This is a genomic window from Martinezella rhizogenes, assembly GCF_027460065.1.
In the GTDB taxonomy this organism is placed as follows: Bacteria; Pseudomonadota; Alphaproteobacteria; order Rhizobiales; family Rhizobiaceae; genus Agrobacterium; species Agrobacterium rhizogenes_C.
On sequence record NZ_JAPYZZ010000005.1, the window covers coordinates 284,312 to 305,538 of the forward strand.

14 protein-coding genes and 1 pseudogene are annotated in these 21,227 nt (G+C 60.3%); 9 read left to right on the forward strand and 6 right to left on the reverse strand.

The window, feature by feature from the left end; translation table 11 throughout:
• Positions 1-86: 86 nt before the first annotated feature.
• The 3 genes from O8B93_RS10975 (at position 87) to O8B93_RS10985 (ending at position 5,999) form a co-directional block, all read left to right on the forward strand.
• Positions 87-1,283, forward strand: coding sequence for a polysaccharide biosynthesis/export family protein (locus O8B93_RS10975; protein ID WP_269709886.1), 1,197 nt, complete (start codon positions 87-89; stop codon positions 1,281-1,283).
• Positions 1,284-1,581: 298 nt separating this feature from the next.
• Positions 1,582-2,862 (forward strand): efflux RND transporter periplasmic adaptor subunit, encoded by a 1,281-nt coding sequence (locus O8B93_RS10980; protein WP_269709888.1) that lies wholly within the window; start codon positions 1,582-1,584, stop codon positions 2,860-2,862.
• On the forward strand, positions 2,859-5,999 hold the full coding sequence (locus tag O8B93_RS10985) for an efflux RND transporter permease subunit (protein WP_269709890.1): 3,141 nt from the start codon (positions 2,859-2,861) through the stop codon (positions 5,997-5,999). The genes O8B93_RS10980 and O8B93_RS10985 overlap by 4 nt, the downstream gene beginning before the upstream one ends.
• On the opposite strand, the gene O8B93_RS10990 is transcribed toward O8B93_RS10985, so the two are convergent.
• The 5 genes from O8B93_RS10990 to O8B93_RS11010 form a co-directional block, all read right to left on the reverse strand.
• A complete protein-coding gene (locus O8B93_RS10990; RefSeq protein ID WP_269709892.1) occupies positions 5,996-6,577 on the reverse strand; it encodes an invasion associated locus B family protein in 582 nt (193 codons plus the stop codon). The two genes, O8B93_RS10985 and O8B93_RS10990, sit on opposite strands and share 4 nt — an antisense overlap.
• A complete protein-coding gene (locus tag O8B93_RS10995) occupies positions 6,577-10,554 on the reverse strand; it encodes an autotransporter outer membrane beta-barrel domain-containing protein (protein ID WP_405049055.1) in 3,978 nt (1,325 codons plus the stop codon). The genes O8B93_RS10990 and O8B93_RS10995 overlap by 1 nt, the downstream gene beginning before the upstream one ends.
• A gap of 220 nt (positions 10,555-10,774) precedes the next feature.
• Positions 10,775-11,299 carry an NADH-dependent FMN reductase SmoA gene (gene smoA, locus O8B93_RS11000; protein ID WP_269709894.1) on the reverse strand — a complete coding sequence of 175 codons (525 nt, stop codon included), beginning with the start codon at positions 11,297-11,299 and terminating at the stop codon, positions 10,775-10,777.
• Entirely contained in the window at positions 11,299-12,192 is an 894-nt protein-coding gene (locus tag O8B93_RS11005) for an aldo/keto reductase (RefSeq protein ID WP_269709896.1), read from the reverse strand. Before O8B93_RS11005 ends, smoA begins: the two co-directional genes overlap by 1 nt.
• Positions 12,192-13,349, reverse strand: a complete 1,158-nt coding sequence (locus tag O8B93_RS11010) for an LLM class flavin-dependent oxidoreductase (protein ID WP_269709898.1) — start codon at positions 13,347-13,349, stop codon at positions 12,192-12,194. The genes O8B93_RS11005 and O8B93_RS11010 overlap by 1 nt, the downstream gene beginning before the upstream one ends.
• Positions 13,350-13,449: 100 nt before the next feature.
• On the opposite strand from O8B93_RS11010, the gene O8B93_RS11015 reads away from it, so the two are divergent.
• The 6 genes from O8B93_RS11015 to O8B93_RS11040 all read left to right on the forward strand — a co-directional run bounded on the left by O8B93_RS11015 (position 13,450) and on the right by O8B93_RS11040 (position 20,821).
• Positions 13,450-14,154, forward strand: a complete 705-nt coding sequence (locus tag O8B93_RS11015; RefSeq protein WP_269709900.1) for a GntR family transcriptional regulator — start codon at positions 13,450-13,452, stop codon at positions 14,152-14,154.
• Between the two features lie 334 nt (positions 14,155-14,488).
• On the forward strand, positions 14,489-15,565 hold the full coding sequence (locus O8B93_RS11020; RefSeq protein ID WP_269709903.1) for an ABC transporter ATP-binding protein: 1,077 nt from the start codon (positions 14,489-14,491) through the stop codon (positions 15,563-15,565).
• Between the two features lie 51 nt (positions 15,566-15,616).
• Entirely contained in the window at positions 15,617-16,867 is a 1,251-nt protein-coding gene (locus O8B93_RS11025) for an ABC transporter substrate-binding protein (RefSeq protein ID WP_269709905.1), read from the forward strand.
• A 175-nt stretch (positions 16,868-17,042) separates the two neighbouring features.
• Entirely contained in the window at positions 17,043-17,954 is a 912-nt protein-coding gene (locus O8B93_RS11030) for a carbohydrate ABC transporter permease (RefSeq protein ID WP_162688087.1), read from the forward strand.
• 3 nt (positions 17,955-17,957) lie between these two features.
• On the forward strand, positions 17,958-18,815 hold the full coding sequence (locus O8B93_RS11035; protein WP_269709907.1) for a carbohydrate ABC transporter permease: 858 nt from the start codon (positions 17,958-17,960) through the stop codon (positions 18,813-18,815).
• Positions 18,816-18,826: 11 nt separating this feature from the next.
• On the forward strand, positions 18,827-20,821 hold the full coding sequence (locus O8B93_RS11040) for an alpha-glucosidase (protein WP_269709909.1): 1,995 nt from the start codon (positions 18,827-18,829) through the stop codon (positions 20,819-20,821).
• A gap of 24 nt (positions 20,822-20,845) precedes the next feature.
• Here the strand turns inward: O8B93_RS11040 and O8B93_RS11045 are convergent.
• Positions 20,846-21,227: pseudogene (locus O8B93_RS11045) on the reverse strand (hypothetical protein); the annotation flags it as partial.

Below are 21,227 nucleotides of genomic sequence, written 5' to 3' on the forward strand. Positions count from 1 at the left end.
TCATGTAAGATGTGCTTATTTTTAAAAACTAATACGGTGTCCGGCTTATTTCCACTTTTCGGACGGAATTCATTTTTGAGGACCAAATGCGTTTATTGAATGTTTCGATCCTGCTTGCCTCTGCAGCACTTTCGGGTTGCACAGTCACTGCGGCCTCCGGCCCTGATGCGGCCACGATCGAATCCAACGCATCCGTAAAATTTGCGTCCAAGGACAAACAAAAGACCGCAGGCGTCGACTACGCACTGATCGACGTCAACAGCGCCGTTCTCAATTACGTTGGGGACACCACCAATACCACCCTGCTCGGCAGCTTCGGCGGCGGCAAGGGTGGCGTGCCGGCGCTGCCGATGGGTGTCGGCGACGTGGTGCAGGTGGCGATCTTTGAGAGCCAGGCGGGTGGCCTGTTCATTCCCAATGATGCCGGCAGCCGTCCCGGTAACTTCATCAGCCTGCCGAACCAGACTGTGGACCGCGAGGGCAACATCAGCGTTCCCTATGCTGGCAAGATTCGCGCCACCGGCCGCAATGTCGAGGATGTGCAGACCGAAATCGAGGAGCGGCTCGCCAACCGCGCCATCGAACCGCAAGTCCTCATTACCAAGATTTCCAGCCGCTCCGCACAGGCCTCCGTGCTCGGCGACGTCAAGGAGCCGACAAAGGTCCAGCTTTCGGAAGCGGGCGATCGCGTTCTTGACGTCATCTCCTATGCCAAGGGCCTCAGCGCGCCGAATATCGAATCCTACGTTACGCTGATCCGCCGCGGCAAGACTGCGCGCGTCAACTACAACCACCTCGTCAGCACGCCATCGGAAAATATCTATGTGGTTCCGGGCGATACGATCATGGTTGAGCGTGAGCGCCGCACCTATCTCGCCTTCGGCGCTTCCGGCCTGAACGGACGTTTCGAGTTCGAAGACGCCAATCTCAAGCTTTCGGATGCGCTCGGCAAAGCCGGCGGTCTGCTCGATTCCCGTGCAGACCCCGCGCAGGTCTATATCTATCGTACCGTGAGACGCGATCTTCTCGTGAAGCTCGGCATCGATACGTCGAAATTCCCCGGGCAGGAAATTCCGGTCATCTTCCGCGCCAATCTGCGCGATCCGTCGACTTTCTTCGCCACCACGAAGTTCCCGATGCAGGATCGCGACATCATCTACGTCACCAATTCGCAGGCGACAGAACTTTACAAGTTCCTGGATCTCGTCGGCTCCGTTCCGGCAACGACGGGCAATGTTGCACAGGACGTGATTACGACACGCAACGCCATCCGCGCCTTCTGACGCTCGGCATCCCGCCGCCCCATCGAAGCCGCCCCGGAAACGAGGCGGCTTTTTTAGTTTGCCAGAGCCGGTGGCGAACATAGCAATGACCGAGCATGAGGATTAGGACCGGGCAACCTTGTCCGAAAGTGCTCCAGCCCCTGCGTGGCAAGGCGATGCAGCCGCGGGCATTGTCGCCGCCATTACAAAAGTTTAAGGTGATTTTGCAGCGCATTGGGTGTCTTGTGGGGGAAAGCTGCTCCCAAGGCTTGCCGCACATGTTCGGGAAACATGTACTCTCATTACGCGGAATCGTCAGATGAAACGTTTCTGGACCGCCCTTAGCGTTCTTGCCATCGCAGCCGCCGGTACCTGGTATTTTAGGGACCGCCTGCCGCTCGATCGAATTCCCTATCTCAAACAATTTGCCAGCGCGTCTCCGCAGCCCGGCGCCGAAACCACAACGCAATCCTCCCAAAACGGCCAACCACCGGCCCGGCAGTCAGGACAAAGACAGGGCGGCGGACGACGCAATGGCGGACCACCCACGGTCAGCACCATCGCCGTCGCCAAGGCGACGCTGCCGATGGATGCAGCGGCGACGGGATGGGCGGTTGCAGCCGATATCACCAACATCGCACCGCTTCAGGCCGGCCTCGTCACGGAAATCAGCGCGAAGGACGGCCAGCACATCAAGGCGGGGGATCTGATCCTCAAACTGGATGATCGCATCGCCCGTGCCGCCGTCGACAAGGACAAGGCCAACATCGCCGCCGACCAGGCGACGCTGGAGCAGACGGAAGCAGCCTTCCAGCGCGCCGCCAATCTGGTCAAGCAGAGCGCGGAATCGCAACAGGTACTGGATCAGGCCAGGGCAGCGCGCGACAGTGCCAGCGCCAAGATCGATGCCGACAAGGCAACGCTCGCGTCAGACCAAGTGGCGCTCGAACATATGGAAATCCGTGCTCCGTTCGACGGACGGCTCGGCGACATCACCGTCAGCCCCGGCGCCTATCTCAGTGCAGGCGTCAATATCGTGACGATCACCAAATATGATCCGATCTCGGTCAGTTTCCGGCTTTCCCAGCGCTACCTGCCGCAATTGCGTGAAGGCGTGACAAAGGATACCGCTGTGGATGTCGATCCTGCGGCAACGGGCGGCGAGCCGATGCGTGGCGTCCTGCGTTTTTACGACAATACGGTGGACCAGACCTCGGGCACCGTGCTGGCAAAAGCAGAGTTCAAGAATGACCGCGGTCTTTTATGGCCCGGCCAATCGGTGAACGTCACCGCCCACTTCGTCTCCGACGATGAAATGATCGTGGTACCGACGGTTGCCGTGCGGCCCGGGCCGAAGGGCAATTTCGTCTATACGGTTGATAGCGACCACCATGCCCATATGACACCGGTGGAAGTCGCTCGCTCGAATGGCGATCTCACCGCCATTGCCAGCGGCCTCAATGGCGGCGAACATATCATCGTTGAAGGTCAGTCCGAACTTGCCGACGGCCAGTTCGTGGTCGAGCAATTCTCCGACAAGGGCGGTGCGGCTGCCAATCTGGCCGCCAATATTCCGCAGGAACAGGTTGGCGGCCAATGATCCCTAATTTCTGCATCAACCGACCCGTCGCCACCACACTTCTCGCCATAGGTCTTGTGCTGGCCGGACTTGCCGGCTTCCGCCTGCTGCCCGTCGCCGCCCTGCCGAAGGTGGATTTTCCGACAATCAACGTCTCCTCGTCGTTATCAGGCGCCTCGCCGCAAACCATGGCCACATCGGTCACCACGCCGTTGGTCAAGCAGTTCGAGACCATTCCCGGGGTCAGCGAAATCAGCGCCACCAACACGCTTGGCAACAGCTCTATCGTGCTGCAGTTCGATCTCAACCGCGATATCGACGCCGCAGCAGCCGATGTTCAGGCCGCAATTTCGCGCGCGCAGCGGCAATTGCCGAGCAACATGACGACGACCCCAAGCTATCGCAAGACCAATCCGGCCGATGCGCCGGTGCTGCTGCTGGCCGTCAACAGCAAGGAAATGCCGACCAGCAAGGTGGATGAGATCGCCGAGAACATCATCTCGCCGCTTCTCTCGACCATTTCGGGCGTCGCGCAGGTGAGCATCTATGGTGCGCAAACCTATGCCGTGCGCATCGGTCTCGACCCGACGCAGCTTCAGGCGAGAGGGCTCGGTGTCGATACCGTCACAACGGCCATCGCCCAGGCGAATAATCAGGTGCCCGTTGGCGCCTTGCAGACTGACAATCAGCGCCTGACGATCGAGGCCGATACCCAGCGCACCAATGCGGCCGCCTTCCGTTCGCTGGTCGTCTCCACGAACAACGGCGCGCCGATCCATCTCGGCGATATCGCCAATGTCACCGACAGCATCGACAATACCAATGCCGGAAGCTGGTTCGATGGCGAACAGGCCATCATTCTCGCCGTGCAGCGGCAGCCGGATGCCAATACGGTCGAAGTGGTCGATGCCATCAAGGCCAAGCTGCCGGCGCTTCACCAGCAATTGCCGCCATCCGTCAATATCCACGTCATGAATGACGCCTCGACCGCCATCAAGGATGCGATCTCGGACGTCCAGTTCACCCTGTTCCTCACCATCGGGCTGGTGGTTGCGGTCATCTATCTCTTCACCGGGCACCTGACGGCGACCATCATTCCGGGCCTTGCCGTGCCTTTGTCGCTCATCACCGCCTTCGGCATGATGTATGTTCTGGGCTACAGTATCGACAATATCTCGCTACTCGGGCTGACGTTATCGGTGGGTCTGGTGGTGGATGACGCCATCGTCATGCTGGAAAACATCCTGCGGCTGCATGAAAAAGGCCTGCCCATGCGTGAGGCGGCCTTACAGGGGGCGGCGGAAGTCAGCGGCACCATCCTGTCCATGTCCGTCTCGCTGGTGGCCGTCTTCATTCCCATTCTGCTGATGGGCGGCGTGATCGGCAGGCTCTTCAATGAGTTCGGCATGGTCGTCACGCTGGCGATCATGGCCTCGGCGCTGGTTTCACTGACGGTGACGCCGATGCTTGCTTCGCGCCTGTCGGGCCACTCCTCGCGGCCGCCGGCCATCATCCGCTGGTTCGATGCCGGCTTCGAGCGCACGCTGCGCCTTTACGGCAAGGCCGTCGGCTGGTGCCTTTCCCACCGCCGCATCGTGCTTGCCTCGTTCCTCGCCTCGGTCGCCGCCTCGGTCTACCTGTTCGAAACCCTGCCATCGAGCTTCTTTCCGCAGGAAGATATTGGCCGTCTTTCGGTCTCGACACAGGCGCGTGAGGATATTTCCTACACGGCGATGCGCGATCTCCAGGCGCAGGTTGCGGATCAAATCCGCAAGAACCCTGCTGTCGTGCATGTCACTTCCATCGTCGGCGGCAATTCACGCAATCCGTTGAACAACGGTTCGATGTTTGTGGAACTCAAACCCAAGGAAGAACGCGCACCGCTCAGCCAGGTACTGACCGAACTGGGGCAGGTCACGTCGAAGGTAGCGGGCATCCGCACCTACATCAACCCGCAGCAGAGCCTGCGTTTCGGCGGACGCAGTTCCGCCAGCCAGTACCAGCTCGTCGTGCAGGGCTTGAACGCCGATACCACCAATGAATGGTCGAACAAGCTGATGGAGGCGATGCGCCGCGACCACACATTCACCTCTGTCACCTCCGACGCCCAGAATGGTGCGATCGCCGCCACGATCTCTGTCGATTCAGAAAAGGCGGCTGCCTTCGGCATCACCAATGACCAGCTGCGCAAGACACTGGAAATGTCCTTCGGCGGTTATACGGCGGCGCAAATCCAGTCGACCGGTGACAGCTACGACGTCATCGTGGAATTCGACAGCTCCAAACCCTGGAATGATGATTTCCTCAGCGATATCAACATTCTTTCCGCGAAATCCGGGGTTCTGGTTCCGCTTTCCAACTTCGCCTCGCTGACCCGTACACAGGCACCGGTTACCATCAACCAGACGGGCCAGCTCGTCTCCACGACGATTTCCTTCAACCTGCCTGATGGCGTGGCACTTTCCGATGCCACAAGCCGGATCGACCAGATCAAGACCACGATCGGCCTGCCGCAGGATGTGTTCACCAGCTATGGCGGCACTGCGGCGATCTTCCAGCAGAGCCAGGGCAATACCGGCATCCTCATTCTGGCGGCGGTGCTGACCATCTACGTGGTGCTTGGCGTGCTCTATGAAAGCTTCATCCACCCGCTGACCATCCTGTCCGGCCTCCCGGCCGCCGCCTTCGGTGCGCTGGTGGCGCTGAAAGTGATGGGCATGGATTTCTCGATCATCGCACTGATAGGTCTTTTGATGCTGATCGGTATCGTGAAGAAAAACGCGATCATGATGATCGACGTGGCGGTGGAGTTGATGCGCGAAAAGGCGGAACCGCCAGCAACCGCCATTCACGAAGCCTGCGTGCGCCGGTTCCGGCCGATCATGATGACTACCTTCTGCGCATTGCTGGGCGCACTGCCCATCGCGCTCGGTTCCGGCGCAAGTTCGGAACTGCGCCAGCCGCTCGGCATCGCCGTGGTCGGTGGTCTCATCGTCTCGCAACTACTGACGCTGTTCATCACACCTGTGATCTTCGTGGAGATGGACCGGTTCGGCCACTTCCTCACCGGGCTATTTTCCCGCAAGAAAAACGTTGAGCTCCATGCAGAACAGCAAAAACCGCAAGGCAAGGCCGAGCCGGATTCCGTGGCGGCCTAACGCACTTCCCCGAGGCGTTTCAGCGCCTCGGGAAACCCTTTGCCCTGCAGTTGGAACGACACAATGCGGCCCTGCAGATCAGGCGCCTCAATGGTGAGCGTCTGTTCCGCCTTCAGCGCCGAGACCAGCTCGATGAAGGGTGTGAAGGACACGATGCAGCCAACCGGCAGGCAGGTGCTGACCTGAACTTCCTGCAAGCGCATATTTCCCGATTTCACCGAAAACAGCTTGGTGACAGCCAGACCGAACGGCAGCACCATGGTGCCGGTAAGCCTGTCCGGCGTTGCTGCATTATCCAGCCGGAACTCGACTGAAACGACCAGCTTGCGGGTTTTTTCCTCCAGCTGAACCTGGGCGATGGCGCAAGGTGGTTTCGTCTCTCCCTCCGTGGAGGGGGCGGCATCGGCACCGTCTTTTTTTACGGCAGCCGCACAGGCAAGCTGCCAGCTTCCGTAAACCTCATGGAGGAGTGCTGCGGTTTTTGCCGACTCCTGCGCGGCTGCCCCGCCCGCCGTGGCACCGGCGCAAAGAAAAACCGCAAGCGCCGCTTTCACGATGCGCATCTGGCTATGTCCCATCAGAAACGAACTCCAAGTTCGGCGGCAGCGGATTGATCCAGCACGCCAGCCCCGAAAACCGCACCATAACGGAACGTCAAAGTGGCCGATGGCGTGAGATCGTAGCTCAGCCCCAGGTTCAATATCGCCGCATCGCGCGGGCTCGAGGTACTCGCAACCGCAAACGCACCGCCACCCTTATAGAAAAGGCTGCTGCCCACGGCCGTATCGCCATAATTGTGACGCCACGCCAGATCGAACATCGCGCGGCCGAGCATGCCTTCAAGCGCGATATCGCGACTGATTCGCGCACCGAGCGTCGTGTAAAGCTGGTCGTAACGGGCAGAGCCGGCGGAAACCGCGGCGATGCCACCCTTCTCCTGGAAGCCGCCCGTGCGGGTATTCACATAGGCGATGCTGGCATAGGGCTCGATATGGGTGAGATCGAAATCGAAACGCCAGGCTGCCTCGGCAAAGACCTGCGAGGTAGAGCCACCGTAACTTGCGGAAAGGCTCTCCTGCAGCGTCGAGAAAGAAATCGACCGGCGGGTTTCGGTATCCTGAAAAGCGTGGATTGCGCCGAGCCGCAAAGAGGCGGGGCCAATCACTGTGCCCGCATAAGCAGCCAGATAATAGCTGTCCACATCGGCCGAGGCGGCAAGCGCGGTCTGCTTGATACCGTCATGGCCATAACCGGCAGCAACACCGGCGCGCCAGCTGTCACTGAGTTCTCCATCCATACCGAAGAGAACGCCACCGCCTCTCATATCAGCGGATGAACCATTGCCGTCGCTATCGATACGCCCGCGAGACCCGAAACCGCTGGACCAGAAAGTGAGCGCCCGCTCATCAAGGGCAAACGGGTTCTGCCCACCTTCCGCATAAGCCACGGGCAGGATCGGACGTGCATCCACACCCTCGAAGGCGCTGCGCAGCCGGTTGAGAATGACGTCGCGGGTTTGCCCGCTACGATTGATCAGAGCCATGGCGAGCGACGGGTGAATCTCCCCTGCAAGCTGCGAAAACGCCGATTGCGTCTCACCCTGCTGGAGAAAGACGGCCGCCTGGTAAAAAGGCGCTTTTTCTCCGAGCGCCTCGACGGCATTGGCTGCGGCGCGTGCATTGGCTGTCGAGGTTCCCGCCGCAAGGACGCCGGCATCCGTCGATGTCGGGCTGAAAGACAGATAAACGGTGCCACTATCGGTGCTTTTCGCGACGCTGGCAGTCAGATAGGCAAAGTTTTCGGCAATGCTGGAAAAGGTGCCGGTTACCCCGCCGGTCGCGGTCAAGATCGCATAGCGCGTATTGAGACTGAAGGCCGAATGGTTCGTCAGCGGCGTGACGACAAGGCTGACATCGTTATCGATGGTGATGGTGCCGGTCACGGCGAGCCTGTCGGAATTGCCGGCGGGGTCTACTTCAACCGCATAGGCCGAACCCGCCATAAATGTCGCATTGCCCGTGGAGGTCAACATACCGACCGGATTGCCCGGTGCGAGCGTGCCGCCCGAGCCGACCGTCAGGCCGCCAATGGTGCCGGAACCGCCGAGCGTCGCGCCACCCGCCACCGAAACCGCGCTCGCCAGCGAACCGTTGACGCTGAGTTTTCCGGTCGAAACCGCGGTTGGGCCTGTATAGGTGCTGTCCGCCATCAGGACCAGATTGCCTTCACCGGTCTTTTCAAAACTGCCACTTCCACTTATCGCGTTCGAAAGCGTGCCGGGCCCATCCACGACGAGCCGTGCATTATTGGCGATAACGCCGGAACCGAAGCTTCCTGCCGTTCCCTGCAAGGTGCCGCCTGAAATCGTGGTGCCGCCGGAATAGCTGTTCTTGCCAGAGAGGCGTGTGACGCCGTTTTCCGCAACGACGCTACCCGCCCCAGAAATATCGGCGGCCAGCAAATAAGCCGTCTCGGAATGATTAAAAACAATCCTGCCATTGCCGACGCCGAAGCTGATTGTCCGCGCGTCCACCGCGCCAGCGGAACGAGCGGTCTGCCCGGCAGCGGCGCCAATGTTCAAAACCCCGGTCGAACCCGCCGCCGAAGCGATCACGATCGTGGGCGCGACAAGCGCCGCCCCGCCCGTCACCTCGACGGAGCCGCTTCCGGCAGCACCGATCACCAGCATGTCGCCGACCGAAGCGCGAGACCCCGCGCCGCTGACGAGCAATGCTCCATCCGACCCCGCCGAGGAACCGGCATAAAGCTGATAGGCATCGAGCGATGCGCCATTCGTGACCGTCAGATCGCCGGAACCGGATTGCCCGACAGTCATGCGACCGGAAGTGCCGAGACCACTATCGACATAAGCGGTGACATTCGATCCTTCACCGGTAATGGTCATCGTCCCGGAAGAGCCGGCCAGATCACCAAGCACCACCTGCCCTGCCCGAATGTCTCCACCAGCGCTGACCGTGACATCCGCTGAAGATGTGTTCTGATAACCGGCGATCAGGGTGCCGGTCATCTTCCAGCTGGAACCGCCACCAGTAACGGTGACGGACGATGTGGAGCCGCCGAGCGCGGCAACGAAGCCGTCATTGCTCTCGACAGTGCCACCGGCCTCAACCACCTGCGTGCCATTGCCGCCGCGCCCCACGGTGAGATCGCCATCAATGCGCAGCGTGCTGCCTGCACCGGAAATCCGGGCCGAACCGCTGCTGCCGGCATTGGTGGCGAGCACGATGTTTTGAGCGTCAACAAGGCCGCCGCCGGTGACGGCCAGCGATCCCGCCCCCTCGACGCCGACATTCAGATCGCCGCTGCCGACGCTCCAGGAAGACCCCTGACCGTCAACGACGGCCGACCCGGTTGCCCCGGCAACCGCGCCGAGCCGGGCAGCAGCACTTTGCGCCGTGCCACCGGCGGTAATATTCAAAGTCCCGTTGCCTGCCGCCCCGCCGGGATCGCCAGCATCGCCGCCGACTTGCAAGTCTCCTGTCGTCCAGTTCGAACCGTCACCGGTCACCGTTGCCACGGATGTGGAATGGCGGCCGATGACCGCGCTGCCGCTGGTGGCGGTCGCTGCCGCCTCCACGGTCAGGCGCGCATCTCCTTCATTGCCGACGATCAGGGCGCCATCGCTTTCCAGTGACGAACCAAGCCGGCTGAGCGTGACTTCGCTTCCCGATGCGGAAGAAAGATTGGCGATGATGGTTGTAGTCTGGCTGACGAGTTTTCCCCCGCCAGTAACAGTGAGCGTGCCGACACCGGCATTACCGACAACTATGCCGTCCGCGACTGTCCAGCCGCTACCCGCGCCTGAGACGAGCGCCGTGCCTTGCGTTCCGACGCCCTGCCCCAGAACGGCCTTGTCACTGCTGACCGTGCTGCCGGCAAGGATGTTCAGGTTGCCCTGGCCGCCGGTGCCAGAGGGTATGGAACTACCGCCATACCCCACGAAAACAGTGCCGAAGCTGGTCAGGCTGGACGAGTTGTCCAGCGTGAGCGATCCGCTTCCCGTCGCCCCTTCGCCGATATAGACGGTGCCAGAGGACGCGGTGGATCCGTGCAAGAGGTCAAGACTGCCGGTCCCATCGCCACCGATGGACAACACGCCGCGATTTTCCAGTTCAGCGCCCGACATCGTCATCGTACCGGAAACACCATTGGCGATGCCGAGGCCGAGCGAATTGGAAAGCAGGCTACCGTTCACAACCAGAGTGCCGGACGCGCTTTGCCCGACCAAAACGGCATTGGCGACGGCAGCCGAGCCGATCGCGACCGTCGGCCCACCACTGTCGATCACCACATCGTCGGCAGCCGTGGGCACGCGGGGCGAGGCAGCCCAGTTCGCGCCGGTCGACCAGTCGCCGCCCGCCGCACCTGCCCAGTTCAGCGTATCCGCCGTGGCATTCTGCCCGATGGCAACAGAAAGCATGACTGAAAAAAATCCGGTCGCGCCGCCGGTCGCGATCCGGGCGAACGCCTTTCTGCGCACGCGTCTTTTCGGAGAGGTTTCCCTTTCCCAAAAGAGGCAAAAACAACCGGACATTCAATCTTCCCCAACGGAGCGGCGCACTATGTCTATGATTCGGCGAATCATTTTTCGCCGAACCAAGTGCATTAAGCCATTTTGGAAGGTGAGCGCCAGCTATAACGGCGTAACAGCGCAGTTTTACTATCGACGCCAAGATGAAAGGCAAGAAAAACAGGCCTCACGCCTTGCAGTTCCAGTAGAGGTCTTGCCCGAGTGGAAAAAAGAATCGCACCGCCTATTGCCGGGAGAACCGCCCGAAGGCCCCGCCGGAAAAGCACAGCGGATCACCGTCGCGATGGGCGGCGCGCAGCACTTCGCCAACAATGATGGTGTGATCACCCGCATCATGGGCCGCAGCTTGCCGGCATTCAAAACGGGCAAGCGTGCCGGGAATGACCGGCACACCTTCGTCGTTGATCTCCCAGTCAAGATCATCAAAGGCGCGGCCATTGCGGGTAAAGCGGGCGCTCAGCACATCCTGATCGGCGCTTAGCACGTGGATCGCGAAATGGGTCGCCTCGCTGAAAGCCGGATGGCGTGACGAGCTTTTCGCCGGCGACCACAATACCAGCGGCGGATCGAGAGAAACCGACGCAAAGCTGTTGACCGTCATGCCGATCGGGCCTTCCGGTGTCGTTGCCGTCACCACCGTGACACCGGTCGTGAAAGCGCCGAGCGCATTGCGAAAGCTGCGGCTGTTTTCGCCGCCGGGAACGAATACATGCTCATTGGGCATCTTGATTGCCTCTGCAGCTGTCATCACGCCACCTCTTTTCCAATCGCGAGGGTGTAGAGTTCGAACCAGGTCTGACGGTCCATCGTCACGCGAAGCGCGTCAGTCGCGGTTCTGATGCGCTCGAGATTGTTGGTGCCGAGCACCGGCACGATTTTTGCCGGATGGCGGAGCAACCAGGCGATAGCGACGGCCGTCGCATCGACGCCCTGTTCCTTGCCGATGCGCTGCAGGGCAGCCATGGTGCCGCCATGCGCGCCTGAAAACAGCGAACCGCCGCCAAGCGGCGACCATGCCATGGGCGAAACCCGCTTTTCCTGCAGGTAGGCGAGATCGCCATTGGTGAAGGTATCGGTGGCAAGAAGGCTCATTTCGATCTGGTTGGTCACGAGCCGGTTGCTCATGGCCGATTGCAGCAGCGAAAAATCCCACGGGCGGAAGTTGGAAACGCCCACCGCCTTGACCTTGCCGGAGGCGACCAGCGCATCGAGCGCCTTTCCGGTTTCTTCCGCATCGATCAGAGGGTCGGGACGGTGAATGAGCAGCAGATCGACGTGATCGGTTCCCATGTCGCGCAGCGAGGCTTCGACCGATGCGTTGATGTGGCCAGCCGTCGTATCGTAGTGCTTGACGCGGGCGGCGGAGTGTCGGCCGGCTGGCGCGACGATTCCGCATTTGGTGACGATTTCGATTTTGTCGCGCAGTCCGGGCGCCGCCTTAAGGCCGCCGCCGAGAATGGCTTCCGCCGTGTACCCACCGTAAATATCGGCCTGATCCATGGTGGTGATGCCCTGCGCGAGGCAAGCCTCGATCTTCGCCTGCACATGCGCCGGCGAGGTGTCGGCATCGTCACCGATGCGCCACATGCCATAAACGATGCGGCTGAGTTCGAGTTTGTCAGAAAGAGCGATACGTTCCATCAGTGGCGTTCCCCGTTGCCGAGCGGCGTGGCAGGCGTTTCAGAAGGTACCCGGCCGTAGGCATGCGGCAGGGAACAGGTTTTCATCTGCGGCAGCACTTTCGTGCCGAAATGTTCAGCCTCGTCAAGATGCGGATAGCCAGAGAGGATGAAGGCGCGGATACCCATCTTCTGGTATTCTTCCAGCTTCGACAAAACCTGATCCGTCGAACCGACAAGGGCCGCACCGCAGCCGGAGCGCGCCCGGCCGATACCGGTCCACAGATTGGGTTCGACATAACCGAACTTGTCGGCGAGTTCGCGGGCCCGTGCCTGATGCGACACGCCGAGCGAGCCGCTGTCATGGGCGCGGTTGCGGATCAGCTGGCCGTACTCGTCATCGAGCTTGGAGACCAGATGGTCGGCATATTCGCGGGCTTCCTGTTCGGTATCGCGCACCACCGTATGAACACGCAGACCATAATCCAGCGTGCGGCCATGGGCGGCGGCGCGCTCATGGGCGGCGCGCATACGGTCCGCTAGCTGGTCCTTCGTCTCCGGCCACATCAGATAGACGTCACACTGTGCGCCGCAGAGTTCCAGCGCATCGGGAGAGTAACCGCCGAAATAGAGAAGCGGGCCGCCATTCTGCTGATAGGGTCTTGCCGGCTCGGTCGACACACCCTTGAACTGGTAGATCTCGCCATCGTGGTCGATGGTGTCGCGCGTCCAGGCCTGACGCAAAATCTCGACGACCTCGTGGCTGCGCTTGTAGCGGAAGGCGCTGTCGGCCACCTCACCGGGGAAATCCGAGCTGATGACGTTGAGCGTCAGGCGGCCCTTCAGCATGTGGTCGAGCGTTGCCACGGTCCGCGCCAGCATGATCGGCTGCATCTCGCCGCAACGGATCGCCGCCAGAAAATTGATGCGGTCGCTGATCGGCGCGCAGCCCGCAACGAAGCTCAACGTGTCCTGCCCGACCTGATAGGACGAAGGGCAGAGAATGTTGCGGAAACCGAGTTCCTCGGCTTTTTTGACGATATTGGAGCAATGTTCGAAGCTGGAGCGCAGGCTCCCATCCGGCACGCCGAGATAGGCGTAATCATCGGAACACAAAGCGGAAAACCAGGAGACCTCGGCAGCATCGAGATCAGCGGATGTAACGGGTACGACGGTCATGCAATTCCTCCTCAGGGCCGCTCTCGTTTTTCTTGCATAACATCAAGAAATATGTAAATCAATGATGTATCAATTTTTGTTTCGGGGGAGGAACTGCATCATGAAACACACTGGCGGCAGCCTGCCCATGTATCTCCAGATCGCTGAAATGCTGGTGCGCGAGGTGGCGGCGGGCCGGCTGATCGATGGCGAAAAGCTGGCGCCGGAGCGCGACATGGCGGCTGATCTGGGCATCGCCGTCGGCACGCTGCGCAAGTCGCTTGCCGAATTGCAGGAGCGCGGCCTTCTCGAGCGCGTGCAGGGCTCCGGCAACTACATCCGCGCCGTCAGCGACCCGCAAAGCGTTTATGCCTTCTTCCGCCTTGAACTGATCGAAGGCGGCGGCCTGCCGACGGCGGAGGTTCTGGATGTGGCCCGCCTTGCCAAGCCCGCCGATCTGCCGGCCTTCGGCACCTCGACAGAAGGGCACAGAATACGCCGTCTGCGACGCATCGCCGGCAAACCGGCAGCGATTGAGGAAATCTGGCTTGATGGTTCTTACGTCGACACAATCACCATCGAAAACATGTCGGAATCCCTCTATCTCTATTACCGCACCCGCCTCAATCTCTGGATATCGAAGGCGGAAGATCGCATCGATCTCGGTGACGTGCCCGAATGGACCCCCGATGTTTTCGGCCAGAAAGCCGGCGCCTCCGTGCCGCGGGTGCTGCGCCTCAGCCAGGCGCAGGATGGCGCGGTGGCCGAAGTTTCCTGGACCTGGTTTGACCATACCGTCGCCCGCTATGTTTCTCGCATACGTTGAGATTACGCAAATTTCGCGTGATCCACATGGATGAAGGAATTTGACGGGAGGCAAGCACGCCGCGCCCTGCACTGCGGGTTATTTTGCAGATATATTTCTTCAAATCAAAGGCTTAGCAGTTTTTGATTTCTGTCAGAAATAAAATTGATACACTATTGATTTCCTTTTTATGAAAGGTAATATCACGTCCTCAGGGAGACAGGCGTTTCGCCATCCCCGCTATCGCCAGACAATCGGGATCGATTTTCGAAGACGCGATACGGGGAACTTGAAGGTTGATACCGGCTATTGCGTCCATTCAAATTCTGGACGCGCCGGTCGTGAGGAGGAAAATATGGCTTCGGTCAGCCTGCGCAAGCTGGACAAGAGTTACGGTGCGCTTCGCATCGTCAAGGGCATCGACCTTGAAATAAACGATGGCGAATTCGTGGTGTTCGTCGGCCCTTCCGGCTGCGGCAAATCGACGACGCTGCGCATGGTTGCGGGGCTGGAGAGCATTACCGGCGGCGAGGTGAAGATCGGCGACCGTGTCGTCAACCAGCTGCCGCCGCGCGAACGCGACATCGCCATGGTGTTTCAGGACTATGCGCTTTATCCGCACAAGACGGTGCGTGAGAACATGGGTTTCAGCCTGAAGGTACGCGGCGTCAGCGCTTCTCAGGCCAATGCCAGCATCGATGAAGCGGCGAAGATGCTCGGCATCGAGCATCTTCTCGACCGGCGGCCCGGCCAGCTTTCGGGCGGCCAGCGCCAGCGTGTGGCCATGGGACGCGCCATCGTGCGCCGTCCCCAGGTGTTTTTGTTCGACGAGCCACTGTCCAACCTCGATGCCAAGTTGCGCGGACAGGTGCGCACGGAAATCAAGCGCCTTCACCAGCAGCTCGGCACGACGATCATCTACGTCACCCATGACCAGGTGGAGGCGATGACACTCGCCGACCGCATCGTCATCCTGCGCGGCGGCGATATCGAACAGGTCGGCACACCCGACGAGGTCTATAACCGTCCTGAAAGCGTGTTCGTCGGCGGTTTCGTTGGCGCCCCGGCGATGAACTTCGCCCGCGCAAAGGTGAGCGGTGACAGGCTGGCATTTTCCGACGGCAACTCCCTGCCGATGGCGGCCATCCGGCCATCGCGCGAAACTGGGCTTGAAGGCCGCGAAGTCATCGTTGGCATTCGCCCGGAACATTTCGGCCCCGCCGAGGGCTTCGACAGCCAGCTTGCCGTGAAGGTTCAGGTTGTGGAGCCGCTGGGGTCTGACACGCTCGTCCATTTCAGCCTTGGCGATGCGGCGCTGACGGCACGGATGCCGCCGGAGCTTCGACCAACGCCGAACGAGGAACTGCGGATCGGCGTCGATCCGTCCAAGGTCCATCTTTTCGATGCGACGACGGAACGCTCGATTCACTGATTGCCGGGCAAGAAGGCTGCGCGGCCAAGAGTTTAATAACGGGAGGAACACATGACACTTAAAACCATCAGGGGCAAAGCCCTTATGGGCGCAGCGCTCTGCGCAACCATGCTCGCTTTTTCGGGACAGGCCTTTGCCGATGCCGAACTGAAGGTCTTCGTTTCCAGCCAGCATCAGCCGGATGTCTGGCGCAAGGCGCTCGATCAATATGAGGCGAAGACGCCGGGTGTGAAGGTGGTCATCGAGACCGGCGGCAACACCTCGGAAATGCAGGCGCAATATCTCAACACCGTCATGTCGGCCAAGGATTCGAGCCTCGACGTGCTGATGCTTGACGTCATCCGTCCCGCGCAATTCGCCACTGCCGGCTGGACCAGCGATTTCTCCGGCAAGGATTTGTCCGCCTATCTGCCGACCTATGCCGAAGCCAATACCGTGGACGGCAAGATCGTGGCGCTGCCTGCCTTCGCCGACTCCATGTTCCTCTATTACCGCAAGGACCTGCTGGACAAATACGGCATCCAGCCGCCGACCACCTGGGATGAGCTGAAGGAAGCCTCCAGGAAAGTGATGGAAGGCGAAAAGAACCCCGAACTTCAGGGCTTGTCCTTCCAGGGCAAGGCGATCGAAGGCGCGGTCTGCACCTTCCTCCTGCCCTATTGGAGCGAAGGCAAGTCTCTGGTTGAAAACGGCAAGCTGAATTTCGACAACAAGGCAGCGGTGGATTCGCTGAAGCTCTGGAAGAGCTTTGTCGATGAAGGCATTTCCAAGAAGAATATTTCGGAAGTCGCGACCGACGATACCCGCAAGGAATTCCAGGCCGGCAAGGTTCTCTTCGCCGTCAACTGGTCCTACGCCTGGACCCATTTCCAGGGCAAGGAATCGCAGGTGAACGACAAGGTCGGCGTCGCCCGCCTGCCAGCCGTCAAGGGCGGCGAGCAGACGACTTGCCTCGGCGGCTGGGAATTCGGCGTTTCCGCCTATTCCAAGCAGCAGGATGAAGCCAAGAAGCTGGTGGAATATCTCTCCAGTCAGGATGTGTCGAAGTTCATGGCGATCAACGCAGCACTTCTGCCCACCTATGCCGCGCTCTACAAGGATGCGGACGTGACCAAGACGATCCCGTGGTTCGCGGACGCCCTGCCCGTCGTTGAAACGGCAAAGGCTCGTCCGGTTACCCCGCGTTATAACGAGGTCAGCGAGACGATCCGCACCACCGTCAATGGCGTTCTTGCCGGCGTGATGACACCGGAAGATGGTGCAAAGCAGATGGAAAGCCGTCTGCGGCGCGTTCTGCGCTAAGCTTTGAGGCCGGAAGGCGGCATGCGCGCCATACCCCTTCCGGCCGTTTCGACTGACAGGAATAAAACCGCCTGAACGGCGCGATAAACGGGCCGGACATGAACCGGTCCGATCGGGAGACGATGACGTGAATCCAGTTGCGGGAGCGGCAAAGGTGACAATGCCGGAAACAACCATGGTCCGGGTGGACGAAAAGCAGCTGCCGCGCTGGACGCGGTGGCTCGATCTCGGCGACCGGTCGCTGGCCGTGCTTCTGCTCGCGCCGGCCGCGATCCTACTGTCGCTTATCATCGTTTATCCGGTGGCGCGGCTCGTCTATACCAGCTTCTTTAGCCTGTCGCTGACCTCAGGGCTGCCGGCGGAATTCATCGGCTTTGAAAACTATACGGCGATGTTCGATGATCCGATCTTCTGGGAAACGACCTGGAATACGGTTCTGATCACTCTGATCACGGTGCCCGGCGCGCTCTTCATGGGCCTTGGCCTCGCCCTGCTCGCCAACCTGCCTTTCTCGATGCAATGGCCGATGCGGCTTTCGCTTCTCATTCCCTGGGCGCTGCCGCTCTCCTTTGCGGGCCTTATCTTCGCGTGGTTCTTCCATTACGAATATGGCGTGGTCAATGATGTGCTGAACCGCCTGGGCTTTGAAGGCATCATCTGGTTCAACTCGCCGAACTGGGCCTTTGCGGCCATCTGCCTGACGATCATCTGGAAGACCTCCTCCTTCATGGCGCTAATGATCCTCGCCGGTCTGCAGACCATTCCGCGCTCGCTCTACGAGGCAGCGGATGTGGATGGCGCCGGCAAGATCCGGCAGTTTTTCGAGATCACCCTGCCGCTGCTGAAGCCCTCGATCGTGGTCGCGCTCATCTTCCGCACGATCACCGCGCTGCAGACCTTTGATATTCCTTACATGATGACCGGCGGCGGCCCCGGCACATCCACCACCACGCTTGCCATGTATATCCACCAGAACACCGTTTCCTTCCTCGATCTCGGTTACGGCTCTGCGCTGGCGGTCATGATGTTTGCGCTTTCGATGTGCGTTACCGCCGTTTACCTCCGCATTATCAGGACGAAGGACTGATCCATGAGCACCGTTGCCACCTCCTCCGGTCTGTCCTCCTTTTTCTCCGGCAAGCCGCTGCGCTTCATCGCCGCCTCCATTCTTCTGGTGAATGGCCTCTTCCCCGCGATCTGGATTCTCTTCACTTCGCTGAAAACGGAAGCGGAATTGACGGTCAAACCGATCACCTGGTTTCCGCACACCCCGACGCTCGCCAACTACATGCAGGCCTTTTCCGACCAGCCGCTGCACCTCTTCCTGTTCAACAGCTTCATGGTGGCGCTGCTCTCCACCGCGCTCACCATCCTGATTTCAGTGCTTGCGGCCTACGCGCTGGCGCGGCTCAACCTCAAATACCGGGCGCTGATCCTGTCGCTCATCATCGCCGTTTCCACCTTCCCGCTTGTCACGCTTCTGGTGCCGCTGTTCGAAATCATGCGGGCGCTCAATCTGCTTAACAGCTGGACGGCGCTGATCCTGCCCTACACGGTGCTGTCGCTGCCGGTCTGCACGCTGATGCTGGTCTCCTTCTTCGAAAGCATCCCGCGCGATCTCGAAAACGCCGCCATGATCGATGGCTGCACCCGCATCGGCGCCCTGTTCAAGGTCGTCGTGCCGCTCTGCGCGCCGGGCGTCTTCACTGCCGGCATTCTTGCCTTCGTCAATGCCTGGGATGAGTTCCTGCTGGCGCTCTCCTTCAATTCCAACCCGGCACTGCGCACCCTGCCCGTCGGCATCCAGCTTTATCAGGGCGAGTTCGCTTTCCCCTGGCCGGTGATTTCGGCAGCGCTGGTGGTCGGCATCGTGCCGGTTGCAATCCTGATCGTCATCTTCCAGGAACGGGTTGTCTCGGGCCTCACCGCCGGTGGTCTCAAGGGCTAAAAGGGTAAGTCATGCATTTCGAAACGACCAAACACGGCTTCACGCTCGCGATCGGCAACCGCACCATCCTTTCCCATTCGCCCGAAAACCCGGCCTTCTTTGCCGGTTTCGGCAACGAACGAATGGATATGTATCGCGGCAATTTCGAGATCGAAGACTATGTCATCGAGCGCACCGCCCTGCGCCATGCCGAGGTCAGTGGCGACAGCGTCACGCTCTCCTCGGCACCGGGACAGGCACCGCGCCTTCGCCTGACGCTCGAAGGCAACGCTATCAGGCTGACGGCGCTGGACGAGACGATCAACCGCCTCTGGCTGCGCGTCTTCGCGGAGACGGACGAGCATGTCTGGGGTGGTGGCGAGCAGATGTCCTATTTCGACATGCGCGGCCGGCGCTTCCCGCTCTGGACCTCCGAGCCCGGGGTCGGTCGCGACAAGACCACCGAAATCACCTTCAAGTCTGATGTCAGCGGCAAGGCGGGTGGTGATTATTACAACACCAACTATCCGCAGCCGACCTGGCTCTCCTCGCGCAAATACGCCCTGCATGTGGAAACGAGCGCCTATTCGGTTTTCGACTTCCGCAATGGCGATTTCCACGAGATCGAAATCTGGGCCATCCCCGAAAAGATCGAATTTTTTGCCGGTGACAGTTTCACCGATATCGTCTCGGCCCTGTCACTGCGGTTCGGACGCCAGCCGGAACTCCCTGATTGGATCTATAACGGCGCGATCATCGGGTTAAAGGACGGCGCCAACTCCTTTGCACGGCTGGAGAAAATCCGTGCTGCCGGAACGAAGGTGTCCGGCCTGTGGTGTGAAGACTGGGTAGGGCTTCGCCAGACATCCTTCGGCGCACGCCTCTTCTGGGACTGGCAGGCGAATGACACGCGCTACCCGCATCTGCGCCAGAAGATCGCCGAGCTTGCCGACCAGGGCATTCGTTTCCTGGGCTATGTGAACCCCTATCTCTGCGTCGACGGACCGCTCTTTCCTGTCGCTGAAGCGGCCGGTTATTTCGCCACCGATACGGATGGAAAGACGGCGTTGGTGGACTTCGGCGAATTCGATTGCGGCGTGGTGGATTTCACCAATCCGGCCGCCGCCGACTGGTTCGCCGAAGAGATCATCGGCAAAAACATGCTGGATTTCGGCCTTTCCGGCTGGATGGCCGATTTCGGCGAATATCTGCCGATCGATATCAAGCTGTCCAACGGCATCGATGCCAAGCTGATGCACAATGCCTGGCCCACGCTCTGGGCCGAGGTCAATGCGAAGGGCGTCGAAAGCCGGGGCAAGACAGGTGAAGCACTTTTCTTCATGCGCGCAGGTTTCACCGGCGTACAGGCTCATTGCCCGCTGATCTGGGGCGGCGACCAGTCGGTCGACTTCTCCCGTCATGATGGACTTGTCACCGTCATCTGCGGTGCGCTCTCCTCCGGCCTTTTGGGCAATGCCTATCATCACTCAGACATTGGCGGCTACACCAGCCTGTTCGGCAATGTCCGAACGGCGGAACTCATCATGCGCTGGACGGAGATGGCCGTCTTCACCCCGGTCATGCGCACCCATGAGGGCAACCGGCCGCGTGACAATCTGCAGATCGATCAGGATGAAACGGTTCTCGCCCATTTCGCCCGCATGACGGCCATCTACGTCGCACTCGCCCCCTATCTGAAATCGCTTTCCACCGAGGCTGCAAAGACGGGCCTGCCGGTGCAGCGTCCGCTTTTCCTGCATTACGAAAATGAGACGCAGACCTATGCCATTCAGGACTGCTATCTCTACGGGGCGGATATGCTTGTCGCGCCGGTCTGGAAGGCGGGTGAAACGCAACGTTCGCTCTACCTTCCGGGTGATGGCGAATGGGTGCATCTCTGGAGCGGCGCGCGTCATCCCGGCGGACGAGACATCACCGTCGACGCACCGCTTGGCGAGCCGGCAGTGTTCTATCGTGCCGATAGCAACCATCATCAGCTGTTCGAAAAGCTTCACGCCATCGTCTGAAGGCTAAAGGCTTTGTCCTTGGCATCACCCCGTCAGGCGGGGTGATGTGATAGCCTTCTTGAAAAGCGCGGTCATCGCATCACTGATGCCCTGCGACGGGCTGACTTCGAAGAACAGCCCCGGCGAAGCGCAGGACTGCATGCGTGCACCGATTTCCGGCTGAAACGGCTTGATCCAGCTATTATACCAGTCGTTGGTCGGCAGCGGCAGGTAGGTGGTGTAGAGCACGGCGATGCGAAAACCCTTTTCCTTCAGCTTCGTGCAATATTTGAGGTCGATCGGTTCCTGACAACGGCCGCCCGTGGTTTTTTTGGTGCAGGTGACGGCTTGTAGCTATCGCCGACGCCATCGGTCACGAAGAAGACGATCTTTTCCGGGCTCGCCGAACTCGCGCCCGTGCCCGAAG

Coding starts and splice junctions, on each gene's coding strand:
- O8B93_RS10975 (WP_269709886.1), top strand. CDS start 87: ATGCGTTTATTGAATGTTTCGATCCTGCTTGCCTCTGCAGCACTTTCG.
- O8B93_RS10980 (WP_269709888.1), top strand. CDS start 1,582: ATGAAACGTTTCTGGACCGCCCTTAGCGTTCTTGCCATCGCAGCCGCC.
- O8B93_RS10985 (WP_269709890.1), top strand. CDS start 2,859: ATGATCCCTAATTTCTGCATCAACCGACCCGTCGCCACCACACTTCTC.
- O8B93_RS10990 (WP_269709892.1), bottom strand. CDS start 6,577: ATGGGACATAGCCAGATGCGCATCGTGAAAGCGGCGCTTGCGGTTTTT.
- O8B93_RS10995 (WP_405049055.1), bottom strand. CDS start 10,554: ATGTCCGGTTGTTTTTGCCTCTTTTGGGAAAGGGAAACCTCTCCGAAA.
- smoA (WP_269709894.1), bottom strand. CDS start 11,299: ATGACAGCTGCAGAGGCAATCAAGATGCCCAATGAGCATGTATTCGTT.
- O8B93_RS11005 (WP_269709896.1), bottom strand. CDS start 12,192: ATGGAACGTATCGCTCTTTCTGACAAACTCGAACTCAGCCGCATCGTT.
- O8B93_RS11010 (WP_269709898.1), bottom strand. CDS start 13,349: ATGACCGTCGTACCCGTTACATCCGCTGATCTCGATGCTGCCGAGGTC.
- O8B93_RS11015 (WP_269709900.1), top strand. CDS start 13,450: ATGAAACACACTGGCGGCAGCCTGCCCATGTATCTCCAGATCGCTGAA.
- O8B93_RS11020 (WP_269709903.1), top strand. CDS start 14,489: ATGGCTTCGGTCAGCCTGCGCAAGCTGGACAAGAGTTACGGTGCGCTT.
- O8B93_RS11025 (WP_269709905.1), top strand. CDS start 15,617: ATGACACTTAAAACCATCAGGGGCAAAGCCCTTATGGGCGCAGCGCTC.
- O8B93_RS11030 (WP_162688087.1), top strand. CDS start 17,043: ATGGTCCGGGTGGACGAAAAGCAGCTGCCGCGCTGGACGCGGTGGCTC.
- O8B93_RS11035 (WP_269709907.1), top strand. CDS start 17,958: ATGAGCACCGTTGCCACCTCCTCCGGTCTGTCCTCCTTTTTCTCCGGC.
- O8B93_RS11040 (WP_269709909.1), top strand. CDS start 18,827: ATGCATTTCGAAACGACCAAACACGGCTTCACGCTCGCGATCGGCAAC.